We start from the raw sequence: 25,129 nt of genomic DNA on the forward strand, positions 1-25,129 counted from the left end.
GGATTGTTGCTAAAATTTGTGATCACGGGATACTTTGCTGTGATCACAAGATTAAAATATTTACCCACTGTGCCAAAAAACCGCGAAATTATTGGGCTTAGTATCGTGACTCACCGTATTTTATCGGTATTGATGTGCTGAAGAGAAAACAAAGCTGAAGAGATGAAAGGGCATTCCATGGCTGACGTGAACAGGGGTAACAGGCCTCTTTCCCCGCACCTCTCTATTTATCGTCCTCAGATAACATCTGTTCTGTCGATCATTCACAGGATCACAGGGGTTGGTATGTCGCTTAGCGCTGTACTGATTGTCTGGTGGTTTCTGGCTGCGGCAACCAGCCCGGAATATTTCGAGTTTGTTGACGGGCTGCTGACCTCGTGGCTGGGGCTTTTGGTTTTGGTCGCATCGCTTTGGGCCTTCTGGTTCCATTTTTTTAACGGCATTCGTCATTTACGCTGGGACGCAGGTGTTGGTCTCGGGCTTAGTGCATCCGCCCGAACTGGTTGGATCGCTGTCATCCTGTCTGTAGCGATGACCGTTCTTTGTGTCATTCTGACTGTGTAAGGGAAAAGGGCATGTCTTATCAAACCGACCGTAGCCGCGTTTCTGGTCTTGGCTCTGCCAAAAAGGGGACGGAACATTGGGTGTCGCAACGGGTAAGTGCGATTGCACTTATTCCGCTGGCGGTTCTGTTTCTTTATACTTTCATTGGCACGCTTGGCGACGGGCACGCGGCGGTGGTTGCAAAGTATGCCGAGCCTATCCCTGCAATTATCGCCGTTATGTTCATTCTGGTGTTGTTTCGCCATCTGCGCCTTGGCGTACAGGTGGTGATCGAGGATTACATAAGTGACCATACGACCCAGTTACGCATGTTGATCCTGAACATGCTGGTCTGGCGTGGGGTTGCCATTGTCGGCTTGTTCGCCATTGCCAAAATCGCCTTTAGCGCCTGATCCGGAGAGCTTTGATGTCTGCATACGAATATGAAACCCACGAATTTGATGTTGTCGTGGTTGGCGCGGGTGGGGCCGGGTTGCGTGCAACGCTGGGCATGGCCGAACAAGGGCTCAAGACCGCCTGTGTGACCAAGGTTTTTCCAACACGCAGCCACACGGTTGCCGCGCAGGGTGGTATTGCTGCCAGCCTGTCGAACATGGGGCCGGATCACTGGCAATGGCACATGTATGACACCGTTAAGGGGTCTGACTGGCTGGGTGATACCGATGCGATGGAATATCTCGCACGTGAAGCCCCGAAAGCAGTTTATGAACTGGAACATTACGGTGTTCCGTTTTCGCGGACCGAAGATGGCAAGATTTATCAACGCCCCTTTGGGGGCCACACGACGGAGTTTGGTGAAGGCCCCCCGGTGCAACGCACCTGTGCCGCTGCTGACCGGACGGGCCATGCCATTCTGCACACGCTTTATGGCCAAAGCCTGAAGAACAACGCGGAATTCTATATCGAATATTTCGCCATTGATCTGATCATGTCCGAAGACGGCCAGTGTCAGGGTGTTCTTGCATGGAAGCTTGATGACGGCACGATGCATGTTTTCAACGCCAAGATGGTTGTGCTGGCAACGGGCGGATACGGGCGCGCATTTTTTAGCGCGACCTCGGCCCATACCTGCACTGGCGATGGCGGCGGTATGGTCGCACGGCAAGGCATGCCGCTGCAGGATATGGAGTTTGTGCAGTTCCACCCAACCGGGATTTACGGCTCTGGCTGTTTGATCACCGAAGGTGCGCGCGGCGAGGGTGGATACCTCACCAATTCGGAAGGCGAGCGGTTCATGGAACGCTACGCGCCGACCTACAAGGACCTCGCATCGCGCGATGTGGTGTCGCGTTGTATGACGATGGAAATTCGCGAAGGCCGCGGCGTTGGTGCTGAAGGTGATCATATTCACCTGCATCTCAATCACTTGCCCCCTGAAACCCTGGCGCTGCGCTTGCCGGGTATCTCTGAAAGCGCACGGATTTTTGCAGGTGTTGATCTTACCAAAGAACCCATTCCGGTTTTGCCGACCGTTCACTACAACATGGGCGGTATTCCGACGAACTACTGGGGTGAAGTTCTGGCGCCGACCAAAACGAACCCGGATGCGATTGCACCTGGCCTGATGGCGGTGGGCGAAGCTGGCTGCGCATCAGTACACGGCGCGAACCGGCTTGGCTCCAACTCGCTGATCGACCTTGTGGTCTTTGGCCGCGCTGCGGCGATCAAAGCGGGGGAAGTTGTTGACCCGAAAACTGCGAATATGCCGACGAATAAAGCATCTGTAGAACAGGCTCTCGACAGGTTCGACGGCCTGCGTCACGCGAGTGGCGGTACTTCAACCGCTGATCTGCGGCTTGAGATGCAAAAAACCATGCAGGCAGACGCAGCGGTTTTCCGAACAGATAAAACCCTTTCTGAAGGGGTTGAGAAAATGGGCGCGGTCGCGGCTAAGCTTGACGATCTGAAAGTCACTGACCGTACGCTGGTCTGGAACAGTGACCTGATGGAAACGCTTGAACTGACAAACCTGATGCCAAATGCGCTTGCGACAATCGTTGGGGCAGAGGCACGCAAGGAAAGTCGCGGCGCACATGCGCACGAGGATTATCCTGATCGTGACGACAAGAAGTGGCGCAAACACTCGCTGGCTGTTGTCGATGGCAACAAAGTCAAACTCAGCTACCGTCCAGTCCACCTGGAGCCGCTTTCCAAGCATAAAGACGGTGGTATTGATCTGAAAAAGATTGCACCAAAAGCGAGGATCTATTGATGCGTATGTTGGTTTTAACAGCGACTCTTACGGCATTGGTTGGATGCGGAAGCGGCAAAAGTTCGGCACCAGATGTTAGTGTTCAGCGGCGCGCGATTTCTGACTGTGTTTTTGAAGCACACGCGGGCAGTAACGTTGCCTTGAGCACGTCCTGGACAAGACGCGCCGGTACAACTGTACGAGCAGTTGAAAGCGATGACATCACTGCAGCAGAAGCCGCTGCGGCAAATGCTTGCGCGGATCAGAAGCTTGCACAGATGGGTTTTGGTTCTCGATCTAATGAGCGAACCACCCGCGGGCAACGTCGTGCACTGCGTGATCAACTGGCCTCTAACCTGTCGCCGCTTCCGGATGGGTACCCGATGCAGCCCGGAGATAACGAGCTTTGGGCGAGCCTGACCCCCGCACAACAAGCACGGGCGCGTCTGTTCATCCAGGATGGCAGCACGATCCGTTCTTCCCTAGAGGCAGATTAATCATGGTTGAATTAACGCTCCCCAAAAACTCGCGCATGGTGACGGGCAAAACATGGCCTAAACCAGCCGGTGCAACGAATGTTCGCAAGTTCCAGATTTATCGCTGGAACGAGGAAGACGGCAAAAACCCATCCGTCGACACATATTTCGTTGATATGGACACATGCGGCCCGATGATCCTGGACGCGCTGATCAAGATCAAGAATGAAATCGACCCGACGCTGACGTTCCGCCGGTCTTGCCGTGAGGGGATTTGCGGCTCTTGCGCGATGAATATCGGCGGCATCAACACGCTGGCCTGTATTTATGGCATGGACGAGGTGCAGGGAGACGTCAAAATCTACCCGCTGCCACATATGCCAGTGGTGCGTGATTTGATTCCAGATCTGACGCATTTCTACGCGCAGCATGCGAGCATCATGCCGTGGCTTGAGACAAAAACGAACCGTCCTGCCAAAGAATGGCGCCAGTCGATTGACGACCGCAAAAAACTGGACGGTCTTTATGAATGCGTGATGTGTGCGAGCTGTTCGACAAGCTGCCCTAGCTATTGGTGGAATGGTGACAGATATCTTGGACCAGCGGCGTTGCTCCACGCGTATCGCTGGCTGATTGACAGCCGTGACGAAGCGACGGGTGAGCGGCTTGATGAACTTGAAGATCCCTTCAAGCTTTACCGCTGCCACACCATTATGAATTGCGCAAAGACTTGCCCCAAAGGCCTGAACCCGGCCAAGGCGATTGCTGAAATCAAGAAGATGATGGTGACGCGGTCGGTCTAAGCCGTAGCGTTTCAGAATTTTGGCCTCGCCCCTGGCGGGGCCTTTTCTGTTTTCGATGATTGCAAATGAAAATTGCTGTGCGAATACTGTGCTGGTCAACTTTCCAAAGGTCTGCCAATGAAACGCACCCCAGAAACGCCCGCCCCAGATGACGCTGCTGTACGCCTGGCGATCAAGCCCGTCATTTGCTATCCGCCCGAGACGCTGCCAGCCCCGAATTTGGTGCTCTACGCGAAGGTGCGGCAAAGCCTGGAGAAAGTCAGCGAAGCAATCGCAGACCCGCGAGAGGCCGCTACCTTTCATGTGCCGGCCGGGTACTTCTTCCGGATCACCAGTGTTGAGGGGCCGCAGGTTGGAGATTTGAACCTATGGAACGCCCATGATCTGACCGAGAGGTTCTATTCTGGCAAGACCCGCGCCCTGCACGGCACACATCTTACGACTGGCGATAGAATGTGGTCCTCTTTTCCAATGATGCGTCCAATGGCAACCGTCACGCATGATACACTTGACTGGTATGGTTTCGATGAATTTGGCGGCTCTGTTCACGATGTGATTGGCACGCGCTGTGATCCTTATACGCATAACCTGCTTGCTGGCGGGCACTACCATCATTGTTGTCATTCAAACCTGATACGCGCCCTTGCGGATGAAACGGGCCTGCCGCTATCGGAGGCAGAAAAACATGTACACGATGTGCTGAACGTTTTTATGTGCACCGGTTTCACCCGCGACACCGGGCAGTATTTCATGAAAGCCAGCCCCGTGCGGCCCGGCGATTTTATTGAGTTCTTCGCAGAAATTGACCTGCTCGGCGCGCTTTCCGCCTGTCCCGGCGGGGATTGTTCATCAGAGCATTCGAGCGATACCGCAGCCTGTTACCCCCTGTTGATCGAAGTGTTCAAGCCAGCCGAAGGCGCGTTAGCGGGTTGGCAGGCTCCGGTTGCCAATGGGTATGACCGGAGCCACGGTAGGGGTTAGGTGCGGATATAGTGCAGCGTGTTAAACCCTGAACGCAATTCTGCAACTTCAGCAGCCAGCGCTTCGGGTGCGTTGGCGCGCAATGCAGATGCGATGAGCCGTGCAAGTTTCTGTGCATGGCTTTCATCAACACCCCAGCGCACGAGTTCCGGTGTGCCGATACGCAGGCCGTTCATATCCCCGGCTACGGGATCACTTGGCAGACCAATTCCGCATGCCAGAAATCCTGCCTTGCGCAGGGATTTGGATGCAGCCTGACCACCGCCAAACCCCACCGCTTCAATCGCAAACTGGTGTGACTGGGTATATCCCTGATCGGCAGCAAAAACGGGCAACCCTTCGGCGGCAAGTGCTGTGGCTAAGGCTTGAGCCACGCTGACCATCTTTTTTGCATAGGCTGCACCGTATTCGCGCCAGTCAAGCATGCTCAGCGCAAGTGCTGCGGATTTTGCCGCGTCAAAGTTCGCGGTCATACCGGGGAAGGCAATCGCGTCTAACCGCTCGGCAATTTCGGCGTCATTGGTAACGATAAGCCCACCAGCAGGCCCGCCAAGGCTTTTGTAGGTGCTCATCGTCATCAGGTGCGCGCCTTCGCTCAATGGGTTCGCCCATGCGCGCCCTGCGATGATGCCGCATTGATGTGCTGCGTCAAACAACAGCTTTGCGCCAACACTGTCGGCAATTGCGCGGACCTCGCGTACAGGATGCGGAAACAGGTTCAGGCTACCGCCAAGCGTAATCAGTTTTGGGCGCACCTGTTCGGCCAGCGTGCGAAGGCCATCGAGATCAACTGTATAGCCATCTGCGTTTACGGGTGCCGCGTGGCTTACAAGACCATAAAGCCCGGCGCAGCCATCGGCGTGATGCGTGACATGACCGCCAATAGAAGCAGGCGGCACGATGATCGCATCACCCGGTTTGCAAATCGCCATGAAACCATAAAGGTTTGACAGCGCACCCGAAGCGACGCGGATTTCTGCATAGGATGCGTCAAAAATTTCAGCGCTGAGTTCTGCAGCGATGACTTCAATCTCTTCTATTGCCTCCAGCCCCATTTCGTATTTGTCGCCGGGATAGCCGAGCGACGGGCGTGACCCTAAACCCCGTGCAAGCATCGCTTCAGCCGCAGGGTTCATCACGTTTGTTGCCGGGTTGAGGTTGAAACACTCACGCTCGTGAATGCGCTGATTTTCATCTGCCAGTGCGTCAAGGCGTGTGGCGATATCCTTCGCAGAGGCCCCGGCTGTTTGCGCCGCAAGCTTCTGGATATAGGTTTCGCAATTCTCAGGCACCCAAGGGCGGTGTGAAAGATGGGTCATTTCATGCTCCGGTTTTCTTGCTGCCAAAGGAACAGGCCCTTGCGTTTTGCGCAAATGAGTTTTTATATAATTTAGGTGTAGAAAATCTAAGGCTTAGAATGGCAATTGTTCCTCCACGGCCAAAGGGGCCACCGCTGAACGCGCTTCGTGCCTTCGAAGCCGCCGCACGGCTGGGCGGGTTTACCAAAGCAGCTGACGAGCTTTGTGTGACGCCGGGCGCGATAACCCAGCATATCAAAACGCTGGAAACATGGGCGGGTGCGCCTTTGTTTAATCGTCAGCCACAGGGCGTGCAACTGTCGCCGCTCGGGCACAAGATCGCTGCCGAGTTCAGCGCGGCTTTTGACAGGTTGGGGCAGGCGGTTCAGGCGCTGCGTACAGAAGCGGCGCCGCAACTTGTGCAAATAGCGGCTTTGCCGAGCATCGCGCAGCTATGGCTTTCACCACGTTTGCCAGCCATTCGCAAAGCTTTGCCAGAGGTGACGCTTTCGGTAACGGCAATGGAAACCCCGCCAAATATGTTGCGGGACCCGTTTGACCTGACAATCTTTTTTTCTGATGAGCCGTCGGGTGGTTCACTGTTTTCGCTAGGCACGGATGTGATCTTTCCGGTGTGCGCACCGGAAGTGGCGGAAGGTTTGCAGCATGTTAAAGACCTTGCGAACTACCCGATGATCGGTGACGCCAGTTGGGCCAATGACTGGCAAATCTGGCTACGTGCGGAACACCCAAAGCTTAGCGTATCGGTAAAAGGCCCGACCTATTCGCTTTACAGTCTGGCGGTTGACGAAGCGGTAAATGGAGCAGGCGTGTTGATGGGGCACGAAACACTGGTCCGCAGTCATCTGAAGGCCGGGCGCCTTGTTGCGCCATTTTCCGGAAAGGTTTCGCTGGAACGAAGCTTGTTGCTTGCGCTTGCTCATAGGCCAAAACCCGGCAGCACGATCAGCCGCTTGTGTGACATGCTTGTCGAGGCGGCTTGAAAGCAGCCCGAGGTATAACCGGATGCGTTAGGCGAACGCGGCTTCCAGCGCGATTTCAACCATATCACCAAAGCTTTTCTCGCGCTGTTCCGATGGCATCGCTTCTCCGCTTAACAGGTGGTCACTTACGGTCAGAACGGCCAGCGCGCGGCAGCCATATCGTGCGGCAAGATTGTAAAGCTCTGCCGCTTCCATCTCGACGGCCAGAATGCCGTGCCGGGTCATTTGTTCATTTAAATCAGGGCGTTCGTCGTAGAACACGTCCGACGAATAGATGCCGCCGACATGGGTTTGAACCCCCTTAGCCTCAGCCGCATGAAACGCCCGATGCAAGAGGTGAAAATCAGCTGTGGGCGCAAAGTTGAACTCTTTGAAAATCGCGCTTGAGGGGGTCGAGAGCGAAGAGGCAGTTGAGGCCAGAACAAGATCGCGCAGTTTCACCTTTTCTTGCATCGCCCCGGCAGACCCGATGCGGATAAGTGTTTTCGCGCCATAATCCCTGATCAACTCGTTCACGTAGATTGACAGGCTTGGCATGCCCATACCACTGCCCTGAATGGTGACACGGTTCCCTTTGTAGGTGCCTGTGTAACCCAGCATCCCGCGTACTTCGTTGACCAGCTTTGCATCTGTCAGAAAAGCGTCCGCCGCCCAACGTGCGCGGTAAGGATCGCCCGGCAAAAGCACGGTTTCAGTGATGTCGCCGGGTTTGGCACCAATGTGGATGGTCATGTCAGAAGCTCCGATTGATTGCGCTTTCGAGCTAAGTTTAGACGCCTTGCCTAGTCTTTACGAACACCGGCAAATTGCACCTGCCATTTTTCACGATCTTCGTCCAAGATCTTTCCAAACAAAACGTCGGGCACTTCAAATGCGTGGCCCGCTGGCAAAGTTTCCAGTGCAGCGGCAACATCATTGGGCCAGTCCATATCGTCTGTTTTCAACGCTGCCATGATAGTGGCTGAGGCATCGGGAATGAAGGGTGCAGACAAGACCGCATAAATTCGGATCAGGTTGAGCGACAGACGGATCGATGCAGCGGCTGCGTCCGGATCTGTTTTGAACTTTGCCCAGGGTGCCGCCGTTTGCAGGTATTCGTTGCCCGCAACCCAGATCGCGCGAAGCTCGCTTGCGGATTTGCGAACCTCCATCGCGCCCATATGCGTTTCGTAGGCACGTATGCGGATTGTGATTTCTGCAATCAGTTTTTCTTCGTCAGGGCCATTGGTGCCACCTTCGGGGACAGCTTCGCCAAACTTTGAGCGGCAGAATTTCGTGACGCGCGAAACAAAATTGCCCAGCACATCAGCAAGGTCCTTGTTTACGCTCGCCTGGAAATTCTCCCAGGTGAATTCGCTGTCTGAACTTTCGGGCGCGTGGGACAAAAGCCACCAGCGCCAGTAGTCAGCCGGCAGGATCGAGAGTGCCTGATCCATGAACACGCCACGCCCTTGTGAGGTGCTGAATTGACCACCGTCGTAGTTGAGGTAATTGAAGCTTTTGATATAATCGACCAGCTTCCACGGCTCGCCCGACCCCATGATCGTTGCTGGAAAAGACAGGGTGTGAAACGGCACATTGTCCTTGCCCATGAACTGCACATATTTGACGTCATCAGCGCCCATATCGGTGCGCCACCAACGTTGCCAGCAGGCGTCTGGCTTACCATTCGCTTCGGCCCATTCTGATGTTGCTGCTATGTATTCGATTGGGGCGTCAAACCAGACGTAAAAGACCTTACCCTCCATGCCAGGCCAATCCTCGTCGCCTTTTTTTACGGGCACGCCCCAGTGCAGGTCGCGGGTGATACCACGGTCGCGCAACCCGTCACCATCATGCAGCCACTTCTTTGCAATCGAGGTGGTCAGGATGGGCCAGTCTTTCTTGCTGTTGATCCATTCGTCCAACTTGTCACGAAGCGTAGATTGGCGCAGATAGAGATGCTTGGTCTCGCGCACCTCTAGATCGGTTGACCCGGAAACAGCGCTGCGCGGATCAATCAGGTCTGTCGGCTCTAGTTGCTTGGTGCAGTTTTCGCATTGGTCCCCGCGCGCCTTGTCATAGCCGCAGTTTGGGCATGTGCCTTCGATGTAGCGATCTGGTAGAAAACGACCATCGGCGTGGGAATAAACCTGCTTTTCGCTCACTTCTTCAATCAGCCCGTTTTCCGCAAGTTTCCCAGCAAAATGCTGCGTCAACTTGTGGTTTTGTGGGCTCGAAGAGCGACCGAAATGGTCAAACGACAGACGGAATCCTTCGGCGATTTCGGACTGCACCTTATGCATTTCAGCGCAGAATTCTGCGACCGGCTGTCCGACTTTAGCCGCTGCAAGTTCAGCAGGTGTCCCGTGCTCGTCCGTTGCACAGATGAACATCACCTCGTTACCCCGGCCGCGCATGTAGCGGGCATAAAGGTCAGCTGGCAGCTGAGAGCCGACCAGATTGCCCAGATGCTTGATTCCGTTGATATACGGGATCGCCGAGGTGATCAGGATACGTTCCATGAAAAATGCCTTCTTTGCAGTGTCGGCCTTTCCTTTAACGTAACCTTTGCTCGGGTGCTAGCGCCTGTCGCGTTGCTTGCGAAGAAGTCGGCCAATCGTGAAGGATGACCGGGGGGTGTAGACGTAGGGCGTGCGTTCCCTAACTGTTTCACGGGCACGCATCCGTGTGACTCCAAACACGATCAGTGCAACATGACCTACCGCAACAAAACCAAACAATGCTGATGGTCCGAACTCGTGAATCAGTGTTGAGGCGATGTAAGGGCTCGCAATCGCACCAAGAGCGTAAAAGAACATAAGTGCGGCTGACAATTCCACGCGTTGCTCGGAAGTGGCAAAATCGTTGGCGTGGGCGGTAGAAACCGAGAATATAGGAAAGGTGGTAAACCCGAACACTCCGGCACCAATCATAACCATGAGCGTTCCGCCATCGGCGACGAGCACGGTATTGAAACAACTGACAACAGCGGCGGCAGACAGCCAGATCAGAACCCAGCGACGGTCAAATTTATCCGCAAGCCAGCCAATCGGATATTGCGCAAGCGCACCGCCGAGCACGAAGGCAGCAAGGAAATAGGCGATCTGATTGATCTGCAGGCCAACCTCTTGCCCGTAGATCGGGCCAACCATTCGAAATGCAGAAGACGACAACGCCGCAATCACCACCCCGAAGGACGCGAGCGGAGAAATATTCCAAGCCAGCATTGGGCGTAGCCGCGCGGCAGCTGGAGTTTCCGGTTGTTGGATTTTGGTGATCGTGATCGGCAAGAGCGACAGACAACAGAGCAGCACCAGAAGATTGTAAGAGATGTAATGTGCAGGTTCCAAAACCGCGATCAAAAGCTGTGCGCACAACGAAGATCCCATATCCACGATCCGGTAAGTTCCCATTGCGCGACCGCGAGTTTCATTTGTGACTTTGGCGTTTAACCAGGCTTCGATCACTGTGTAGCAGCCAGAGATGCAAAGGCCTGATCCAACCCGCATCATCGCCCAGAGATAAGGATCATCGCTCAGCGTGTGCGAAATGAGCCCAATTGCACCCGTCGCCGTAAAAGCCGCAAAGGCGCGCGAATGGCCAATGGTGCCCATCAGGCGCGGCGCCCACCAGCAGCCTAGAAAGAAACCCAAGAAGTGAGATGACCCCAGCAGACCGATCTGCGCAGTGGTGAACCCCTTGGCAATGCCCGATAGCGCGTCGAGCGGGCCAACGCCCCCTGAAGAAAGCTGTAGCAGGATAATGGAAAGAAAAAGAGCAGCAAAAGAAATCAGAAGACGCATGGGTCAGCCAGAGTTGTTACGGGTACAAAGTCGCACAGGTTGTAGTGCAAGCTTGGGTTTATTCGACAAAGGATGTCGTTTTCATACTAATTCTCAGGAGATATCCTTACCAGTATTCTCAGATTAATTTTATCCGAGACAAGGTTAGGATAACCGGTGGCGCCAAAATCAGATCGGCGCAGCGATCCGGTCAGCACGATGGATAGACCAGACGGATCGCCGCCGGTTTCGGCATTTTGCCGAAACAATCGAGCTGATAGTGTGACGGGCCGCGTTATGCCGCGTACTGTTAGGTTGCCCGTGATTTCAGCGCCTTGTGCATTCGGGCGTACGCGCAGGCTTTCAAACCGAATGAGTGGGTGGTTCCGGGTATCGAGCACGTTTGGGCCCTGCATGGCTTGCGTTGCAAGGAAAAATCCGGTGCGTGCACCATTTGCCTGTAAAGAAACGCGCACGCTTGACCGTGCGAGATTTGCAAGATCAATCGTTATTTCCGAAGTTGCGACAGGCATCGTGCCACGCCGCGGTTCTGAATTCAGGTAATAGATAAAACTGACGCGCGATCTGTCTTGATCAAGTTCGTAGGAGACCGGCGAAGCAAAAGCGCTGTTAGATATCCAGATCAGATTGAGACAGATAAACAGGAAGGCTTTCATAAGGCCAGTGTAACGCCAAATTTCAAACTGTCGCTTCATTCTTTTCTGTCAGGGCGTTCTAAGGGTGGCAGGTCTGCAATTTCGCCTTGCCCTTGGCGTTTGGTTCGGTAGGCTCGGTCGGCGAACAGGAGATGTAAGATGCGCTACAAAACCCTTGGTCAGACTGATCTGAAACTGTCCGAACTGTGTCTGGGGTCAATGACATGGGGCACACAGAACACGATGGAAGAGGGCCATGCGCAGATAGACCTGGCGCTGGATCACGGAGTGAACTGCATCGATACGGCAGAGATGTACCCGGTGAACCCGGTAAGCGCCGAAACCTGTGGGCGCACCGAAGAGGTAATTGGCGAATGGTTTGCTAAAACCGGACGCCGCAAGGAGGTTATTCTTGCGACAAAGATTACGGGTGCGAATGGCGGGTTCATGCGCGAGGGTCGCGGGATTGACAGTACAACGATCCCAATTGCGCTTGAGGGGTCACTGAAGCGCCTGAAGACAGATGTTATTGATATTTATCAGCTTCACTGGCCCAATCGTGGCTCGTACATGTTTCGCCAAAACTGGTCTTATGACCCGAGCAGTCAGAATAAGGCTGAAACTCTGGCGCATATGGAAGACACGCTTGAAGCACTGCAAAAACAGGTTGATGCAGGAAAAATCCGCCATATTGGCTTGTCGAATGAAAGCGCCTGGGGGACAGCCCAGTGGTTGCGTATGTCTGAGGACCGTGGCTGGCCACGTGTGGTAAGCGCACAAAACGAATACTCTTTGCTTTGCCGCTTCTATGATACTGATATGGCGGAATTGTCCGCGAACGAAGATGTCGGTTTGCTGGCGTTCTCACCGCTTGCGGCAGGGCTGCTGACCGGGAAATACAGGCGTGATGTGACACCCGAAGGATCGCGCCGCACGTTGGCGCCAGAACTTGGCGGCCGTCTGAAAACGGGGCGCGTTTGGGATGCGGCAGCAGCCTACGAGGATGTCGCCAAGCGGCATGGTCTGAATGTTGCGCAAATGGCGCTGGCGTGGTGTCGGACAAGGCCGTTTATGGCAAGTGCGATTTTTGGGTCAACCAGCCTGGAGCAACTGAAAACCGCACTGGGTTCGGTCGAAGTTGAATTGTCAGGTGAGGTTATGGCCGACATTGATATCGCGCATAAGGCGCATCCGATGCCTTATTAGATTTTATGCCTCCGGCGGGGATATTTTCAGGATAAAGAAGGCGGGCGTTGTCTGAGCACACTTGCCGTTTTCCCGAATTTTCGGCGAAATGCGCGGGCAAACGTGGCCTGAGCGGCAAATCCGGTGCGGATTGCGATTTCCTGCAAGGTAAGATCGCTGTCCTGCACTAGGCGGTGAGCCTCTTGCAGACGCAGATCAAGGAAAAACTGCCCGGGTGTGGTGCCAAGTGTTTGGCGAAACGCGGTTTCAAGCGAACGGGCGGAAAGGCCAATACCCAGCGCTATCGCGGTGATCGTTGGTGGATCTTCGATATCGGTTTCCATTCTGCGTACAGCTGCCGCAACAGCCGGGGCGGTGATTTCAAGACGCGCAGAAGAAACAAGGCTTTGCGGCGCACTTGCCGGATGAAGCGGGTCGTAGATGAACGCGCTCGCGACACGAAGTGCGAGCTCAGGCCCTTGTCGGCAGCGAATGAGATGCAACATCATGTCAAGACAAGGCGACGCCCCGCCCGTTGTGAAATAGCGGCCATCTATAACGTAGCGGTCGCGGACTGTATCGATTTCGGGAAAGCGAGTCATAAAGGTTTCGATGTCTTCCCAATGGGTTGTGGCCGTAACCCCATCTAACAGCCCGGCACGCGCCAGTATCCAACTGCCGCCATCGACACCACCTACAGCTTGATATTTACGGCGTTCATGCCGTAATCGCCGCATACGGGATTGGGAAGCGTGTTTTTCAAGGTTAAACCCGGCAACGACGATGAGCGCGTCAGCCGTTGCAGCTTGTTCCAGCACAGATGTCTCAACAGAGATACCGCTGGTTAAGTGCGTGGCGCCGCCATCAAAAGAAACGAACTGCCAATGGTAAAGCGGGTTTGCAGCGCGGCGGTTTGCGGCGCGGAGCGGGTCAACCGTGGCGGCAAGCGACAGAGTATTGCTATCTGGTAATATCAGGATTGCAACCGAGAGTGTCTCGGGTGTTCGCAAAAATATCTGATTTTCGGTTTTCATCAAATATGTTTCGTAAATTGTAAAGCTCATTTGCGCAAGTCCCACATGATCAGCGGAACGAAAGAGGAGATTCGTCATGCCACTCGCCATGAACAAAGATGTTTTTATCACCTGCGCCATCACCGGTTCGGGCAGTACGCAAGACCGTAGCCCGCATGTGCCCCGTTCGCCTAAGGATATTGCCGATAGTGCGATTGCAGCGGCCAAGGCAGGTGCAGCAGTTGTGCATTGCCACGTGCGTGACCCGGAAACCGGGGTGCCATCACGCAAGCTTGAGTATTACCGGGAACTGACAGACCGTATCCGCGACGCTGAGGTCGATATGGTTCTGAACCTGACGGCTGGCATGGGCGGCGATATCATTTTTGGTGGGCCAAACAGCCCGCTACCTTTGGCAGGCGGAACCGATATGGTTAGCGCGGAGGAACGTGTTGCCCATGTTGCGGAATGCCTGCCAGAGATTTGCACACTTGATTGCGGCACAATGAACTTTGCAGAAGCCGACTATGTGATGACCAACACCCCCGGCATGTTGCAAGCCATGGGGCGGATGATGACCGATCTTGGTGTTAAGCCAGAGATTGAGGCATTTGACACTGGTCATCTTTGGTATGCCAAGCAGCTTGTCAAAGATGGCGTTCTGGACAGCCCTGCGCTGGTGCAGCTTTGCATGGGTGTTCCCTGGGGCGCACCGGATGACCTCAATACTTTCATGGCAATGGTAAACAATGTGCCGGACGGTTGGACCTTTTCGGCCTTTGGGCTGGGGCGCAGTCAGATGCCCTATGTTGCGGCTTCTGTGCTTGCCGGGGGTAACGTGCGGGTTGGCCTTGAAGACAACCTGATGCTTGGGCGCGGCAATCTGGTAACCAATGCCGATCTGGTCGAAAATGCGGTCAATATTGTCGAAGGTCTGGGCGCAAAGGTGATCGGTCCGGACGACGTTCGCAAGAACCTCGGGCTTGAAAAGCGGGCACCCGTCTGACGCAAGGCACCACACAGGAAAACCGGAGAAATAAAATGACAAAGAGAGCGACAATCGTCGGCGGTGGTGTAATTGGTGGCGGCTGGGCGGCACGGTTCCTGCTCATGGGGTGGGACGTACGGGTTTTTGACCCTGACCCGGAAGCAGAGCGTAAGATCGGCGAAGTTCTTGACAACGCCCGCCGCTCCTTGCCCGGTTTGTCGGATGTTGCGATGCCTGCCGAAGGTAAACTCAGCTTTCACGAGACAATTTCCGAAGCAGTCGCCGGATCTGACTGGATACAGGAAAGTGTTCCGGAAAGATTGGACCTTAAGCGTAAGGTCTATCAGACCCTTCAGGAACATTGTTCGCCGGATGCCGTGATCGGCTCATCCACCTCAGGCTTTAAACCGTCGGAGTTGCAGGGCTGCGCAACGCGCCCTGCACAAATCGTGGTGACGCACCCGTTTAACCCGGTCTATCTGTTGCCGCTGATTGAACTGGTTACAACCGAAAAAAATGACGCGGCCCTGATTGAGCGGGCAAAAGACATTATAACGTCACTGGGTATGTTTCCACTGCACCTGAAGAAGGAGATCGATGCACATATCGCAGATCGTTTTCTTGAGGCAGTCTGGCGCGAAGCACTTTGGCTGATCAAGGATGGCATTGCCACGACCGAAGAAATCGACAACGCAATCCGCTACGGTTTTGGCTTGCGCTGGGGACAGATGGGGCTGTTTGAAACCTACCGCGTGGCGGGGGGCGAAGCTGGGATGAAGCATTTCATCGCCCAGTTTGGCCCCTGTCTTGAATGGCCCTGGACCAAACTGATGGATGTGCCGGAACTGACAGACGAACTTGTCGATATGATAGCCGATCAGTCCGACGCGCAATCAGGTGCCTATACTATCCGTGAACTCGAACGCATTCGCGACAATAACCTTGTTGCGATGATGCGGGCGCTCAAGACGCAGGACTGGGGGGCAGGGGCCTTGCTCAGGGTGCAGGACAAGCGGATGATGCCTGCGGAGCCTGACCTGTTAAAGCCCATTGTTACTGTTTCACGTGCAGTGCCGCTCGACTGGACAGACTACAATGGTCACATGAACGAAGCCCGTTATGTGCAGGCTTTCGGAGATGGAACTGATAAATTCATGGAATTTGTCGGCTGTGATGAAGACTACATTGCAAACGGCGGTAGCTATTTCACCGCAGAAACCCATATCCGTTACATCGACGAGTTAAACGCAGGCGCGCGCATTCGCGTCGAAACGATATGTGTCTTGGGCGAAGGGAAAAAAATGCATCTGTTCCATCAGATGTTTGAGGGGGACCGTCTTGTCGCCACGGGTGAGATGATGTTGATACATGTCAGCCTAAAAACCCGTCGTGCGTCAAACCCTGCTCCGCATATCGAAGAAAAACTCGCCAAAGTTGCCGCGGCGCATGCCGCACTTCCACGTCCTGAAGGGATAGGCCGCGCGATAGGGGTGATCGGGGTGAAGGCATGAACGACCGTGTTCTGATCACGGCAGGGGCATCCGGCATAGGCCGGGCTATGGCCGAAGCCTTCGCTTCGGCTGGGCACCAGATCTGGGTCACCGATGTTGATACCGTAGCTTTGGCAACCTTGCCGGCGGGGTGGCGTGGCACCTGCGTTAATGCCAGCGACGATGCTGGCGTATCAGCCCTTTTCGCTGAAATCCGCGAAACATGGGGTGGCCTTGATGCTCTATGCGCGAATGCGGGGATCGCGGGGCCAACAGCCCTTGTCGAAGACGTCACTTTAGACGACTGGCGTGCTTGCGTCAGCGTCAACTTGGAAGGGGCCTTTTTGGCGGCGAAATATGCAGCGCCCATCATGAAAGCGGCGGGTTCCGGTTCGATGGTGTTCACCTCTTCGACGGCGGGGATCTACGGCTATCCAAACCGTGCGCCCTATGCGGCTGCAAAATGGGCTGTGATCGGCCTGATGAAAACGCTGGCGATGGAACTTGGACCCTTCGGAATTCGCGCAAACGCGATTTGCCCAGGTGCGGTCGAAGGCCCACGCATGGAAGGGGTACTTGAACGTGAGGCCACCGCAAAGGGCATGACACGTGATCAGGTCTATGCAGGCTACGCAAGCGGTACATCTATGCGCAGTTTTGTTGAGGCAGCGGATATTGCCAATATGGCGGTGTTTCTGGCCAGCCCTGCCGCGCGGTTGGTTTCGGGTCAGGTCATCGCAGTAGACGGACATACCGAAAACCCAGACCCAAAAGTCTGATCCCAGAACTTGAACCAGAAACCAATTTCTTTATCCCTTAAATATCCCCGCGCGGAGCGCAAAACCGCACGAAGTGCCAGAAAGAACAGCGCGGAACGCGCTTCACTATTCAAACGATGTCTGCACGCAATTCCAAAAGCTTATCGGGAAGGTCATTTGAACTTACGACAGCCTCCCGGACCAGCCCGTCAAAATGCTGACTGATTGCTGCGACCCGTTCTTTTTCGCGGAACGCCAAATAACTTCGCCCAAGGTAGAGCACCGCCAGAAGCGGGCCAAAAATGGTAACCGGCGATGAATAAAGCCGACGCGCATCAAAGAGATATATTCGCAGACGAGGGTAAAACTGGTCATGCAGGGCCAGCATCCAGTCGATTTGCTCAAGACGTAATTCTAGCGGCAAATCCCGGTAGTATCCTTCGGCATGCGTGAAAGACTCAAGCTCGTGCAATGGTAGCGCGATTTCGTAGTCCGATTGTGCGGAACGCATAAGGTTCAGGCGGTCCTCAGAGGCACCAATTGCCTGATCCGTGGTGCGGCCCAGTTGCGGCTGATATTCCCAACTTAGCATCGACCTGGTTTTTATCATGTCCGGCAAAGTTGCGGGGACATGGCGAATTTTGTAACCGATGGCTTCCTGATGCCAGGCAAATATCTGTTCGTCGACCAATGCGCGCGGCGCTGCCGTCATCGAAACAGAGGCTGCGATGAGGTCAGCGGCTTGGTCAGGATGGTCCGTCAGACCCAATAACCAATCAGCAGAGACACCCAGGGCTGCGGCGCATTCACCAACGACTTGCGCGTTTGGCAGCCTTGTTCCGCCACCCGCCAGTAGTTGCGAAATAGTCGACCTGTCTACACCGACACGCCGTGCCAGAGAGCTTTGATTGAGGCTTGAAACAGAGAAGGCTTCGCTCAAACGTTGGCGAAACAACAATGCACGGTCCCTCTTGTCTGTTTTTTTTGGCATTTGGTTAATAAATCCAACAATGTTTAGTTTTTGTTTTGTATTCCCGTAATACACGCATCCGTGATTAGGGGATAGAGAAATGTGTAACCAACGAAAAACCGAGAAAAAATGGACACGAAAAGGCGAACATGGGTCAAGGCGATCGGATGGCAGGGGATGGGTCTTGCGACGATGGCGCTGATTGGATTTCTGATCACTGGATCTTTCAGCATTGGTAGTTTGTTGGCCCTGATCAATGCGACGGTCGGGTTTTTGTCTTATCTTGCATATGAACGTTTGTGGAACCGCATCAGTTGGGGACGGGCGACACTTGTACAAAGGGAACGCAATGGCTGAACACGCACCGCGCCGGATTTTGGTGGAATGGCAAACATTACTGCTGATCATCCTGTGTTACGGTCTTTGGTTGCTTGGCTGCACGGTTGTCGCATCGCTGTCTCTGTGGTTGTCTTACGCAACGCTCACCTTTGCTCTTGCACTCCATTCTTCGTTACAGCACGAAGTTTTGCATGGCCACCCCTTGCGCAGCAGGGCGCTAAGCGAGGCGCTCGTTTTTCCGGCAATCGGGTTGTTCATCCCCTATATGCGGTTCAGGGATTTGCATCTGGCGCACCATCAGGATTCGATCCTGACAGACCCTTATGATGATCCTGAATCGAACTACATGGACCCCAAGGTGTGGAACTATTTGCCAAGATGGCAGCAGGTTGTCCTGAACCTGAACAACACCTTGCTGGGCCGAATGCTTATCGGGCCGATCATCGCGCAAATATATTTTGTAAAGGGTGATTGGCGGTTGATCCGCGCGGGTGACAGAACTGCCCTTATGGGCTGGGTCTGGCATTTTGTTGGTTTGGTGCCCGTGTTATTTTGGCTTTTCTATGTCGCAGAGGTTCCGTTCTGGCTTTATGTGCTTGCGGCTTACTCAGGTCTGGCGATCCTTAAGATCCGGACCTTTCTGGAACACCGCGCGCATGAACATGTCGGTGGCCGTACAGTGATTATCGAAGACAAAGGCCCACTGGCCCTGATTTTCCTGAACAATAACCTTCACGTCGTGCATCACATGCATCCGGCCGTCCCTTGGTACAAGCTGCCGCAACTTTATGCGCAGAACAAAGATCGGTACCTGAAACGTAATGAAAACTATTTGTACCGGTCTTACGGCGAAGTGTTTCGCAAACATTTCTTTCGTAGAAAAGATGATGTTCCGCATCCGTTTTGGCGGCGTTAAGGTCTCGACAATTCGAACGCCTTCTGTAACGAGGCGGTATGGAGCTTTGGATACCCATATCGATTGCCGCGGCGTTTTCGCAAAATTTGCGATTCATGCTGCAAAAGCACCTCAAGGCGACACAACTTTCGACGGCGGGCGCGACATTTGCGCGATTTATCTACTCCGCTCCGCTGGTAGCGATACTGATTTTCGTTTATATGAATGTAACGGGGCAAGCCGTAACGGCGCTGCCGTTGCGGTTCTGGGCCTTCGCGCTTAGCGGCGGGCTGGCGCAGATTTTGGCGACAATGTGTGTTGTCGCGTTATTTGCTGAAAGAAACTTTGCTGTCGGGATTACATTTAAGAAAACCGAGGTGGTTCAAACTGCCCTTCTCGGCTTAATTGTTCTTGGCGAAGGAGTTTCTTTTTGGGGTCTTATGGCGATCGCTGTAGGGTTCATCGGGGTCGTACTTTTGTCTGATCCGCCCAAAGGGGCAACTGGACGCTGGTACAAAAGAATGTTCAATCGTGCGGCAGGTTTGGGACTGCTTTCGGGCATCCTGTTTGCCGTATCTGCAACCGGCTATCGTGGGGCGACCCTGTCACTTGGTCTTGATGACTTTATTCTGCGCGCGGGCTTTACGCTAGCAATTGTCGCTACCTTTCAAACACTTGTTATGGCTGTGTGGCTGCGGTTGCGCGAACAGGGTGAAATCAGCCGTGTGCTGCGTCACTGGCGCGTTGCGGGGCTTGTTGGTTTGACAAGCATGATTGGCAGCTTTTGCTGGTTCGCGGCGTTTTCACTACAAAACGCTGCCTACGTAAAGGCATTGGGCCAGATCGAATTATTGTTCAGCTTTATTGCAGGTGTCTTCGTATTTCACGAAAAAACCAGCCGCCGCGAGCTTCTTGCGATGGGGTTCATAACTGTAAGTATTCTGCTTCTGATCCTCGCAACAAGCGATTTACTGGCTTAGCGGGCTCTTTCGCCCTAGTCTTAGAAACAGGCTCTCTTCGTCGTCATTCTTAAAGAACGGAACACTTTCTGGCTGTGTCTCTTCATTCGCCAGAGCGGCAATCTCTGCCAGTACAACTTCGGTGATAAACGGCAAGTTGAAACTGCGCACTTCTTCCAACGGTATCCACTGCAATTGAGACAATTCTTCTGAGGCGCGAGAGAAATCATCCGGGTCACCCTGAATATGGGCGGCGTCGGCTAAAAAGAAACGGGCGTCAAACCGGCGTGGCCGACCCGGAGGGGTGATGGCCCGAAACACAAACGTGAACCCTGCAGCGGAAGGCACATGGCCGGTTGCCGCGAAATCAACCCAATCTTCGGGGGGTGCTGTATGCCATCTGCTTTGTGCTCCGAGAATAAGGCCTGTTTCTTCCCAGACTTCGCGTATTGCCGCAGTCTGCAAGGCCGGAACAAGTGCTGGGTCGGCATCTTCTGCCAGACGTGTCAGGCAGGTGTTTGACATGGTGCTTGCCAAAGGTATCTGTGCATCGTCCGGGTCAACCGCACCACCGGGGAAAACGAATTTGTTAGGCATGAATGCAGCTTTGGCCCCACGTTGCCCCATGAGCACGCGTGGGTTCGTTGTTTTGTCACGCAGCAGAATTACGGTAGCGGCGTTTCGGATCGCGGTTTTGTCCATTCATTCCTCCGATATTCAGATCTGACTAGACGTTTACTGTTTTCCCGAAGCCGTGCATCCGCTTTGCCCACTGCAACCCAACGATTGCACCTTTTAAGCGGGGTAAAAGATAAAGCGACAGCGCGACACACCCTACTGAGAAACTGCTGGCTAAGACCATAGGTTCGGGTCGGTATTGTGTATAGATTATGAGGATAAGGGGGGCCAGGATGTGACCCACGATCAAAATAGTAAGGTATGCCGGTCCGTCATCCGCGCGGTGATGATGTAATTCTTCATCGCATACCGGACAGGTTGCTCGCACCTTGAGATAGCCGCTAAGTAATGGGCCTGAGCCACATTTAGGGCAGCGGCGGCGCCAGCCGCGCAACATCGCGGGGCGAACCGGACGATTGAAAGTAGCTTGGGAATCGGGCATCTGAGTCTCTCGGTACTGTCGTGTTAGCCTTACCATTTAGTCCTAAACTTCAAATTAGTAAGCTCTAGAACACGTTCCGCGTCGGGATGTCGCAAAAGCATTAAATTTTTTTCGACGGAAAAAGCGCGCTCAGCCGTTTGATATTCTGATTGCGAAGAAAAACTCGCATCGAAAGAAACTTACAATTCGGAGAATACTGGCATGAAAGATAACTATCGTATCGCAGCATTGGTCGCGCTCATGGTTGGAGCGATTGGAGTCACTGGTGTTGTTGAAGCCCGCGAAGGCCATGGCCGTTATGGTCCAGAGCATGATTTTTCAGAACTTGACGCAGACGGCGATGGTTTGGTGACCATGGAAGAAATGGTTGCGCACCGTGAGGCTCGTTTTGACTCTGCAGACACAAACAGCGATGGCTTTTTGTCCGCAGAAGAGATGACAGCCCAGGCTCAGGAGCGTGTTGCGCGCCGTGTCGCACGCATGATTGAGCGCCACGATGAAAACGGCGATGGTCAGATCGGAAAAGACGAAATGAACGGGCACGAAGACCGGCGCGCCCACATGTTTGAGCGTATGGACAGTGATGGTGACGGCGCCATTTCAGAAGAAGAATTCGAGGAAGGTAAGGCCCGGCACGCTGGTCGCCGACATCGGCACGGCGAAGGCAGTGCATCTGAGTAAAGTGTAACTTGGTCACGGAGTCTGCAGTTGGCAGGCCCCGTGATTGCCTGAAGAGACTGTTTGGGCTAGGCATAAAAGGCAATGAAAATGGCGTTTGATGCCTTAGCTGATGTTTCCGATGACGCGTTGCTGGTTCTCTATGGCAATGGCGATACGGATGCTGCACGCGCCTTAACACAACGGTTGTTGCCAAGGGTTCTGGGTTTCGCCACGCGTATGCTGAACGATGCGACCGAAGCCGAAGATGTTGCACAAGAAGCAATGCTGCGTCTTTGGAAAATTGCAGGCGATTGGCGACAGGGTGAAGCAAAAGTCAGCACATGGCTTTACCGCGTTGTTTTAAACCTGTGCACAGACAGGCAGCGCAAACGCAAGGGGATCGGACTTGATCAGATTTCTGAACCAGAAGACGAAACACCGGGGGCGGTGGCGGGCCTTCAGGAACAAGAACGCCTCGCGGCATTGAAGGATGCTCTGGCCGCCTTGCCCGACAGGCAACGTCAGGCGGTTGTCCTGCGCCATATAGAGGGGTTTACGAACCCTGAAATAGCGCAGGTGCTGGAAATCAGCGTTGAAGCGGTTGAAAGCCTGACCGCACGAGGAAAACGCTCGCTCGAGGTCTTGCTGGCCGGAAAACGTGCAGAATTGGGGTATACGGATGACTGAAGAAAAGTTTGATAGTGGCGCTTTGGAGGGCTTGTTTGATCTGGCTCGCACCGAGAAACACGTTCCGTCATCTGATCTTATTGTTCGCGTTCTTGCGGATGCGGATACTGAACAGGCTGTCTGCAGAGTCACCAGTTCTAAACCTTCAGAAGCGCGCGAATCCAGATTGGCGGTGGTCTTTCGTGCAATAGGCGGATGGCCCGCTATCGCTGGTATGGCGACGGCAACTGTTGCTGGAATCTGGATTGGGCTAAGCCCACCCGCAACACTGGAAGATATAAGTAGCAGTATTCTTACCGGTGAGACAGACGCTTACCTCTCCGAGCTATTGCCGGGGTTTGATGATTTTGTGGCAGAAGGCTGACCGATGACAATGGAACAACAAATGGAAAAACCACGCAGCAAGATTTGGCCAAAAGTCCTTCTGGCGGTATCGCTGTCATTGAACCTTTTGGTTATTGGTATCATTGCCGGAACGGTTTTGAAATTCGGGCCCGGTGGGCACCATCGACACAGGGGATTGGATCTGGATGTTCAACCAATGATTCAGGCACTAAGCCGTAGTGACAGAGCAGCGTTGCGCAGGTCTTTTGCCCGTGAAATGACAACCGCACGAGAGGCGCGTGCAGACCTACCATCTCGTGCAGAGTCAATCTTGCAAGCACTGCGGACGGAGCCGTTTGATCAGGCGGCACTGCAGACCGTGCTCGATGCACAAAAGCAGCAATTGGCCGAGCGACACAAAGCCGGGCAGCAAATATTGTTTGATCAGATATCGGCTATGTCAGAACGTGAACGGGCAACTTACGCGGACCGATTGGAAGAAGAATTTGGTCGGCGGCCCCGGTTTCGTCGGTATCATTCAGGCGGCTGAGCGGCTCAAAGTAACCTGATTACGCCCTTCAGACTTTGACGCAAACAAAGCCCGGTCTGCGCGTTTAATGAGCTGCTCTGCAGTTTCTTGTTCCGTTGACAAAGCACTGCTTAATGCGACACCGATACTAAGCGTGACGGAAACCTTGTTTTGACTCATCGGGATATCAACACTCGCGTCGCGCACTACCCGCCGTAGACGTTCTGCCGCAAATCTTGCATCGGCCAGATTGGTGTCGGGCATAGCGATCAGAAACTCTTCGCCCCCGATTCTGGCGAGCAAATCAACATGCCGCAGGTTGTCACGCAGGCGCTGGGCAACAGCGATCAGAACTGCGTCACCAGTGGCGTGTCCAAAATTGTCATTCACGCCCTTGAAGCGATCAATATCGAGCATCATGACTGCGTAAGGTTTTCCAGAAGTTTGCGCACGCTCCGCAATGCGTTCAAGGTGCGAGAACGCGTAACGCCGATTGTAAAGCCCTGTAAGCGGGTCAACAACAGCCATGCGCAGCCCGTCACGCACAGTGCTTCGAAGGCGGTCAGCTTTCCGTTTGCGCCGCGCCTGAGTCCTGATGCGCAAAGCAAGCTCCAGGGGTTCAAACGTACCGGACATCAAATCATTTGCGCCAAGGTCAAGCGCAATCACAGCTTGTTGCCGTGCTTTAGCACGCAGAACCATTATGATTGCAGCGTGCCGGGTCAGGGCGCGGCTTCGCAATTCAGACAGCAAACGCAACCCTTCGTCAGGGCGCTTTAGGTCCCCCGAAATCACAAATATGTCGGGAGGTGTCTGAGTTCCTTTCAATGCGAGGGCATCTTCCTTGGACACCACTTCAATATCGTCATCCAGAAATGGTGATAATTCAGACTTCCAATCCACTGCAATCGCTTCGTTTGAAGCAACAAGGGCAATTTTAGCTGGTGAGGTGAAATCCTGACCTTTTTCAGCAAAACCAAATTCGCGGCAAGTCGCTTCGCGCGATTGCAGCTCTTCTTCGGTATCGCGTGCACGAAGCAGGCTGCGTACCCGCGCCAAAAGTGTCATCTCGTCGATTGGTTTTGAAAGAAAGTCGTCAGCACCCGCTTCCAACGCTCTGATTCTGGCTTTTGAATCTTTCAAAGACGTCACCATAATAATCGGAATATTAGCGGTCAGAGGATCGGCTTTAAGTTGCTTGCAGACAGAAATGCCGCTTATGTCCGGCATTAAAACGTCAAGAAGAATTAGGTCGGGGTGTTCTGTTTGGGCGAGCGACAAAGCTTCTGCACCACACCCTGCCTGCAGTACATCGTAGCACGCTGAAGCGAGCGTAACTTTCAAAACGATGCGGTTGGTCGCGACATCATCGACGATAAGGATGCGACCTGGCATTGTTTCCCCGCAAAGTTAAGGTTAGTTGCTCGTTCCTGAGTTCTTGTGGGCTAGAAAAGTTAAGAATGTATTGCTCGGAG

General features: G+C 54.0%; 28 protein-coding genes. 18 read left to right on the forward strand and 10 right to left on the reverse strand.

The features are described from left to right. Positions 1-177 precede the first annotated feature (177 nt). From sdhC to MWU63_RS06225, 6 genes are all read left to right on the forward strand, one after another. A complete protein-coding gene (gene sdhC, locus MWU63_RS06200) occupies positions 178-564 on the forward strand; it encodes a succinate dehydrogenase, cytochrome b556 subunit (RefSeq protein WP_247077278.1) in 387 nt (128 codons plus the stop codon). A gap of 11 nt (positions 565-575) precedes the next feature. Beyond that, a complete protein-coding gene (gene sdhD, locus MWU63_RS06205) occupies positions 576-956 on the forward strand; it encodes a succinate dehydrogenase, hydrophobic membrane anchor protein (protein WP_213888693.1) in 381 nt (126 codons plus the stop codon). A gap of 14 nt (positions 957-970) precedes the next feature. Further along, complete coding sequence (sdhA, locus tag MWU63_RS06210; protein WP_213888692.1) at positions 971-2,776, forward strand: succinate dehydrogenase flavoprotein subunit; 1,806 nt, start codon at positions 971-973, stop codon at positions 2,774-2,776. Next, positions 2,776-3,252, forward strand: a complete 477-nt coding sequence (locus tag MWU63_RS06215) for a hypothetical protein (RefSeq protein ID WP_213888691.1) — start codon at positions 2,776-2,778, stop codon at positions 3,250-3,252. The genes sdhA and MWU63_RS06215 overlap by 1 nt, the downstream gene beginning before the upstream one ends. Before the next feature lie 2 nt (positions 3,253-3,254). Then, positions 3,255-4,034 (forward strand): succinate dehydrogenase iron-sulfur subunit, encoded by a 780-nt coding sequence (locus MWU63_RS06220; protein ID WP_213888690.1) that lies wholly within the window; start codon positions 3,255-3,257, stop codon positions 4,032-4,034. A 117-nt stretch (positions 4,035-4,151) separates the two neighbouring features. Continuing rightward, positions 4,152-5,015, forward strand: coding sequence for a DUF1989 domain-containing protein (locus MWU63_RS06225; protein ID WP_213888689.1), 864 nt, complete (start codon positions 4,152-4,154; stop codon positions 5,013-5,015). On the opposite strand, the gene MWU63_RS06230 is transcribed toward MWU63_RS06225, so the two are convergent. Continuing rightward, the gene (locus MWU63_RS06230; RefSeq protein ID WP_247077280.1) at positions 5,012-6,334 is read right to left on the reverse strand and encodes an aminotransferase class I/II-fold pyridoxal phosphate-dependent enzyme; all 1,323 of its coding nucleotides are present in this window, start codon (positions 6,332-6,334) and stop codon (positions 5,012-5,014) included. The genes MWU63_RS06225 and MWU63_RS06230 overlap by 4 nt on opposite strands. 98 nt (positions 6,335-6,432) lie before the next feature. On the opposite strand from MWU63_RS06230, the gene MWU63_RS06235 reads away from it, so the two are divergent. After that, positions 6,433-7,317 carry a LysR substrate-binding domain-containing protein gene (locus MWU63_RS06235; protein ID WP_213888687.1) on the forward strand — a complete coding sequence of 295 codons (885 nt, stop codon included), beginning with the start codon at positions 6,433-6,435 and terminating at the stop codon, positions 7,315-7,317. A gap of 27 nt (positions 7,318-7,344) precedes the next feature. Here the strand turns inward: MWU63_RS06235 and deoD are convergent, their stop codons facing one another. The 4 genes from deoD to MWU63_RS06255 form a co-directional block, all read right to left on the reverse strand. Then, entirely contained in the window at positions 7,345-8,049 is a 705-nt protein-coding gene (gene deoD / locus MWU63_RS06240) for a purine-nucleoside phosphorylase (RefSeq protein ID WP_213888686.1), read from the reverse strand. Between the two features lie 50 nt (positions 8,050-8,099). Further along, on the reverse strand, positions 8,100-9,821 hold the full coding sequence (gene metG / locus MWU63_RS06245; RefSeq protein ID WP_247077282.1) for a methionine--tRNA ligase: 1,722 nt from the start codon (positions 9,819-9,821) through the stop codon (positions 8,100-8,102). A gap of 57 nt (positions 9,822-9,878) precedes the next feature. Further along, on the reverse strand, positions 9,879-11,102 hold the full coding sequence (locus tag MWU63_RS06250; protein WP_213888684.1) for an MFS transporter: 1,224 nt from the start codon (positions 11,100-11,102) through the stop codon (positions 9,879-9,881). An 86-nt stretch (positions 11,103-11,188) separates the two neighbouring features. After that, positions 11,189-11,797: a YceI family protein gene (locus MWU63_RS06255; RefSeq protein ID WP_213888683.1), complete on the reverse strand. Its 609-nt coding sequence runs from the start codon at positions 11,795-11,797 to the stop codon at positions 11,189-11,191. Between the two features lie 99 nt (positions 11,798-11,896). Between MWU63_RS06255 and MWU63_RS06260 the strand changes: the two genes are divergently transcribed. Next, a complete protein-coding gene (locus MWU63_RS06260) occupies positions 11,897-12,943 on the forward strand; it encodes an aldo/keto reductase (protein ID WP_213888682.1) in 1,047 nt (348 codons plus the stop codon). 26 nt (positions 12,944-12,969) lie between these two features. Here MWU63_RS06260 and MWU63_RS06265 read toward each other — a convergent pair whose 3' ends face one another. Next, entirely contained in the window at positions 12,970-14,034 is a 1,065-nt protein-coding gene (locus tag MWU63_RS06265; protein WP_213888681.1) for a GlxA family transcriptional regulator, read from the reverse strand. On the opposite strand from MWU63_RS06265, the gene MWU63_RS06270 reads away from it, so the two are divergent. The 3 genes from MWU63_RS06270 to MWU63_RS06280 are packed head-to-tail and all read left to right on the forward strand — an operon-like array spanning position 14,033 to position 17,192. Next, a complete protein-coding gene (locus tag MWU63_RS06270) occupies positions 14,033-14,941 on the forward strand; it encodes a 3-keto-5-aminohexanoate cleavage protein (protein WP_213888680.1) in 909 nt (302 codons plus the stop codon). The genes MWU63_RS06265 and MWU63_RS06270 overlap by 2 nt on opposite strands. 35 nt (positions 14,942-14,976) lie before the next feature. Next, the gene (locus MWU63_RS06275) at positions 14,977-16,434 is read left to right on the forward strand and encodes a carnitine 3-dehydrogenase (protein WP_213888679.1); all 1,458 of its coding nucleotides are present in this window, start codon (positions 14,977-14,979) and stop codon (positions 16,432-16,434) included. Then, positions 16,431-17,192, forward strand: coding sequence for an SDR family oxidoreductase (locus MWU63_RS06280; protein ID WP_213888678.1), 762 nt, complete (start codon positions 16,431-16,433; stop codon positions 17,190-17,192). The genes MWU63_RS06275 and MWU63_RS06280 overlap by 4 nt, the downstream gene beginning before the upstream one ends. Before the next feature lie 109 nt (positions 17,193-17,301). On the opposite strand, the gene MWU63_RS06285 is transcribed toward MWU63_RS06280, so the two are convergent. Beyond that, positions 17,302-18,162: a helix-turn-helix transcriptional regulator gene (locus tag MWU63_RS06285; RefSeq protein ID WP_247077288.1), complete on the reverse strand. Its 861-nt coding sequence runs from the start codon at positions 18,160-18,162 to the stop codon at positions 17,302-17,304. Between the two features lie 108 nt (positions 18,163-18,270). Between MWU63_RS06285 and MWU63_RS06290 the strand changes: the two genes are divergently transcribed. From MWU63_RS06290 to MWU63_RS06300, 3 genes are read left to right on the forward strand one after another with little or no spacing between them, the layout of a single operon-like run. Next, positions 18,271-18,498: a DUF2061 domain-containing protein gene (locus MWU63_RS06290; RefSeq protein ID WP_213888676.1), complete on the forward strand. Its 228-nt coding sequence runs from the start codon at positions 18,271-18,273 to the stop codon at positions 18,496-18,498. Beyond that, on the forward strand, positions 18,491-19,396 hold the full coding sequence (locus MWU63_RS06295) for a fatty acid desaturase (protein ID WP_213888675.1): 906 nt from the start codon (positions 18,491-18,493) through the stop codon (positions 19,394-19,396). Before MWU63_RS06290 ends, MWU63_RS06295 begins: the two co-directional genes overlap by 8 nt. 38 nt (positions 19,397-19,434) lie before the next feature. Further along, positions 19,435-20,355: a DMT family transporter gene (locus tag MWU63_RS06300; RefSeq protein WP_213888674.1), complete on the forward strand. Its 921-nt coding sequence runs from the start codon at positions 19,435-19,437 to the stop codon at positions 20,353-20,355. On the opposite strand, the gene MWU63_RS06305 is transcribed toward MWU63_RS06300, so the two are convergent. Continuing rightward, positions 20,344-21,036: an NUDIX hydrolase gene (locus MWU63_RS06305; protein ID WP_213888673.1), complete on the reverse strand. Its 693-nt coding sequence runs from the start codon at positions 21,034-21,036 to the stop codon at positions 20,344-20,346. The two genes, MWU63_RS06300 and MWU63_RS06305, sit on opposite strands and share 12 nt — an antisense overlap. 25 nt (positions 21,037-21,061) lie before the next feature. Further along, positions 21,062-21,454 carry a DUF983 domain-containing protein gene (locus MWU63_RS06310; RefSeq protein ID WP_246531671.1) on the reverse strand — a complete coding sequence of 131 codons (393 nt, stop codon included), beginning with the start codon at positions 21,452-21,454 and terminating at the stop codon, positions 21,062-21,064. Positions 21,455-21,655: 201 nt separating this feature from the next. Here MWU63_RS06310 and MWU63_RS06315 point away from each other — a divergent pair, with 201 nt between their 5' ends. From MWU63_RS06315 to MWU63_RS06330, 4 genes are all read left to right on the forward strand, one after another. Then, entirely contained in the window at positions 21,656-22,135 is a 480-nt protein-coding gene (locus MWU63_RS06315; protein WP_247077290.1) for an EF-hand domain-containing protein, read from the forward strand. Between the two features lie 81 nt (positions 22,136-22,216). After that, positions 22,217-22,801, forward strand: coding sequence for an RNA polymerase sigma factor (locus MWU63_RS06320; protein WP_247077292.1), 585 nt, complete (start codon positions 22,217-22,219; stop codon positions 22,799-22,801). After that, the gene (locus MWU63_RS06325; RefSeq protein ID WP_213888669.1) at positions 22,794-23,165 is read left to right on the forward strand and encodes a hypothetical protein; all 372 of its coding nucleotides are present in this window, start codon (positions 22,794-22,796) and stop codon (positions 23,163-23,165) included. The genes MWU63_RS06320 and MWU63_RS06325 overlap by 8 nt, the downstream gene beginning before the upstream one ends. Positions 23,166-23,186: 21 nt before the next feature. Continuing rightward, positions 23,187-23,675 carry a periplasmic heavy metal sensor gene (locus MWU63_RS06330; RefSeq protein ID WP_247077294.1) on the forward strand — a complete coding sequence of 163 codons (489 nt, stop codon included), beginning with the start codon at positions 23,187-23,189 and terminating at the stop codon, positions 23,673-23,675. Here the strand turns inward: MWU63_RS06330 and MWU63_RS06335 are convergent. Further along, the gene (locus MWU63_RS06335; RefSeq protein WP_213888667.1) at positions 23,664-25,049 is read right to left on the reverse strand and encodes a diguanylate cyclase; all 1,386 of its coding nucleotides are present in this window, start codon (positions 25,047-25,049) and stop codon (positions 23,664-23,666) included. The two genes, MWU63_RS06330 and MWU63_RS06335, sit on opposite strands and share 12 nt — an antisense overlap. Positions 25,050-25,129: the final 80 nt, after the last annotated feature.

Source organism: Pseudohalocynthiibacter sp. F2068 (genome assembly GCF_023015645.1).
GTDB classification, from domain to species: Bacteria; Pseudomonadota; Alphaproteobacteria; order Rhodobacterales; family Rhodobacteraceae; genus Pseudohalocynthiibacter; species Pseudohalocynthiibacter aestuariivivens.

What these genes read in the sequence shown, in the direction of transcription:
- sdhC (WP_247077278.1), top strand. Translation starts at nt 178, where the DNA reads ATGGCTGACGTGAACAGGGGTAACAGGCCTCTTTCCCCGCACCTCTCT.
- sdhD (WP_213888693.1), top strand. Translation starts at nt 576, where the DNA reads ATGTCTTATCAAACCGACCGTAGCCGCGTTTCTGGTCTTGGCTCTGCC.
- sdhA (WP_213888692.1), top strand. Translation starts at nt 971, where the DNA reads ATGTCTGCATACGAATATGAAACCCACGAATTTGATGTTGTCGTGGTT.
- MWU63_RS06215 (WP_213888691.1), top strand. Translation starts at nt 2,776, where the DNA reads ATGCGTATGTTGGTTTTAACAGCGACTCTTACGGCATTGGTTGGATGC.
- MWU63_RS06220 (WP_213888690.1), top strand. Translation starts at nt 3,255, where the DNA reads ATGGTTGAATTAACGCTCCCCAAAAACTCGCGCATGGTGACGGGCAAA.
- MWU63_RS06225 (WP_213888689.1), top strand. Translation starts at nt 4,152, where the DNA reads ATGAAACGCACCCCAGAAACGCCCGCCCCAGATGACGCTGCTGTACGC.
- MWU63_RS06230 (WP_247077280.1), bottom strand. Translation starts at nt 6,334, where the DNA reads ATGACCCATCTTTCACACCGCCCTTGGGTGCCTGAGAATTGCGAAACC.
- MWU63_RS06235 (WP_213888687.1), top strand. Translation starts at nt 6,433, where the DNA reads ATGGCAATTGTTCCTCCACGGCCAAAGGGGCCACCGCTGAACGCGCTT.
- deoD (WP_213888686.1), bottom strand. Translation starts at nt 8,049, where the DNA reads ATGACCATCCACATTGGTGCCAAACCCGGCGACATCACTGAAACCGTG.
- metG (WP_247077282.1), bottom strand. Translation starts at nt 9,821, where the DNA reads ATGGAACGTATCCTGATCACCTCGGCGATCCCGTATATCAACGGAATC.
- MWU63_RS06250 (WP_213888684.1), bottom strand. Translation starts at nt 11,102, where the DNA reads ATGCGTCTTCTGATTTCTTTTGCTGCTCTTTTTCTTTCCATTATCCTG.
- MWU63_RS06255 (WP_213888683.1), bottom strand. Translation starts at nt 11,797, where the DNA reads ATGAAGCGACAGTTTGAAATTTGGCGTTACACTGGCCTTATGAAAGCC.
- MWU63_RS06260 (WP_213888682.1), top strand. Translation starts at nt 11,897, where the DNA reads ATGCGCTACAAAACCCTTGGTCAGACTGATCTGAAACTGTCCGAACTG.
- MWU63_RS06270 (WP_213888680.1), top strand. Translation starts at nt 14,033, where the DNA reads ATGCCACTCGCCATGAACAAAGATGTTTTTATCACCTGCGCCATCACC.
- MWU63_RS06265 (WP_213888681.1), bottom strand. Translation starts at nt 14,034, where the DNA reads ATGACGAATCTCCTCTTTCGTTCCGCTGATCATGTGGGACTTGCGCAA.
- MWU63_RS06275 (WP_213888679.1), top strand. Translation starts at nt 14,977, where the DNA reads ATGACAAAGAGAGCGACAATCGTCGGCGGTGGTGTAATTGGTGGCGGC.
- MWU63_RS06280 (WP_213888678.1), top strand. Translation starts at nt 16,431, where the DNA reads ATGAACGACCGTGTTCTGATCACGGCAGGGGCATCCGGCATAGGCCGG.
- MWU63_RS06285 (WP_247077288.1), bottom strand. Translation starts at nt 18,162, where the DNA reads ATGCCAAAAAAAACAGACAAGAGGGACCGTGCATTGTTGTTTCGCCAA.
- MWU63_RS06290 (WP_213888676.1), top strand. Translation starts at nt 18,271, where the DNA reads ATGGACACGAAAAGGCGAACATGGGTCAAGGCGATCGGATGGCAGGGG.
- MWU63_RS06295 (WP_213888675.1), top strand. Translation starts at nt 18,491, where the DNA reads ATGGCTGAACACGCACCGCGCCGGATTTTGGTGGAATGGCAAACATTA.
- MWU63_RS06300 (WP_213888674.1), top strand. Translation starts at nt 19,435, where the DNA reads ATGGAGCTTTGGATACCCATATCGATTGCCGCGGCGTTTTCGCAAAAT.
- MWU63_RS06305 (WP_213888673.1), bottom strand. Translation starts at nt 21,036, where the DNA reads ATGGACAAAACCGCGATCCGAAACGCCGCTACCGTAATTCTGCTGCGT.
- MWU63_RS06310 (WP_246531671.1), bottom strand. Translation starts at nt 21,454, where the DNA reads ATGCCCGATTCCCAAGCTACTTTCAATCGTCCGGTTCGCCCCGCGATG.
- MWU63_RS06315 (WP_247077290.1), top strand. Translation starts at nt 21,656, where the DNA reads ATGAAAGATAACTATCGTATCGCAGCATTGGTCGCGCTCATGGTTGGA.
- MWU63_RS06320 (WP_247077292.1), top strand. Translation starts at nt 22,217, where the DNA reads ATGAAAATGGCGTTTGATGCCTTAGCTGATGTTTCCGATGACGCGTTG.
- MWU63_RS06325 (WP_213888669.1), top strand. Translation starts at nt 22,794, where the DNA reads ATGACTGAAGAAAAGTTTGATAGTGGCGCTTTGGAGGGCTTGTTTGAT.
- MWU63_RS06330 (WP_247077294.1), top strand. Translation starts at nt 23,187, where the DNA reads ATGGAAAAACCACGCAGCAAGATTTGGCCAAAAGTCCTTCTGGCGGTA.
- MWU63_RS06335 (WP_213888667.1), bottom strand. Translation starts at nt 25,049, where the DNA reads ATGCCAGGTCGCATCCTTATCGTCGATGATGTCGCGACCAACCGCATC.